The sequence below is a fragment of the Roseinatronobacter domitianus genome, from assembly GCF_023336755.1.
In the GTDB taxonomy this organism is placed as follows: Bacteria; Pseudomonadota; Alphaproteobacteria; order Rhodobacterales; family Rhodobacteraceae; genus Roseinatronobacter; species Roseinatronobacter domitianus.
On sequence record NZ_JALZWP010000051.1, the window covers coordinates 1 to 1,132 of the forward strand.

Annotated in this window: 1 protein-coding gene; it reads left to right on the plus strand. The window is 60.8% G+C overall.

From position 1 onward, the window contains the following. Positions 1–2: 2 nt before the first annotated feature. On the plus strand, positions 3–1,132 hold a 1,130-nt coding region (gene tuf / locus M3N55_RS16660; protein WP_249060979.1), incomplete at its 3' end, for an elongation factor Tu.

Below are 1,132 nucleotides of genomic sequence, written 5' to 3' on the forward strand. Positions count from 1 at the left end.
CCATGGCAAAAGCAAAGTTTGACCGCAGCAAACCGCATGTGAACATTGGCACGATTGGCCATGTTGACCACGGCAAGACGACGCTGACGGCGGCGATCACGAAGTATTTCGGCGATTTCCGGGCCTATGACCAGATTGACGGTGCGCCCGAAGAAAAGGCGCGCGGGATCACGATCTCGACCGCGCATGTCGAGTATGAGACCGAGAGCCGTCACTACGCCCATGTCGACTGCCCCGGCCACGCCGACTACGTCAAGAACATGATCACGGGTGCGGCGCAGATGGATGGCGCGATCCTGGTGGTGAACGCCGCGGACGGCCCCATGCCCCAGACGCGTGAGCACATCCTGCTGGGCCGTCAGGTCGGCATTCCGTTCATGGTTGTTTACATGAACAAGGTCGACCAGGTCGATGACGAGGAACTGCTGGAACTGGTGGAAATGGAAATCCGCGAGCTGCTGTCGTCGTATGACTACCCCGGCGACGATATTCCGATCGTGAAAGGCTCTGCGCTGGCCGCGATGGAAGGCCGTGACCCGGAGATCGGCGAAAGCTCGATCCGCGCGCTGATGGAAGCCGTTGACAGCTACATCCCGACGCCAGAGCGCGCTGTGGACCAGCCCTTCCTGATGCCGATCGAGGACGTGTTCTCGATTTCCGGTCGCGGGACGGTTGTGACCGGCCGTGTCGAGCGTGGCGTGATCAATGTGGGCGATTCGATTGAAATCGTTGGTATCCGCGACACCAAGACCACGACCTGCACGGGTGTGGAAATGTTCCGCAAGCTGCTGGATCGCGGTGAGGCCGGCGACAATATCGGTGCGTTGCTGCGCGGCATTGGCCGCGAAGACGTCGAGCGTGGTCAGGTTCTGTGCAAGCCGAAATCGGTGACACCGCACACCAAGTTCGAAGCCGAAGCCTACATCCTGACCAAGGAAGAGGGCGGTCGTCACACCCCGTTCTTCGCGAACTATCGCCCGCAATTCTACTTCCGCACGACGGACGTGACCGGCACGGTCGCGCTGCCCGAAGGCACGGAAATGGTCATGCCCGGCGACAACCTGAAATTCGAGGTCGAGCTGATCGCGCCCATCGCCATGGAAGAGAAGCTGCGCTTCGCCATCCGTGAAGG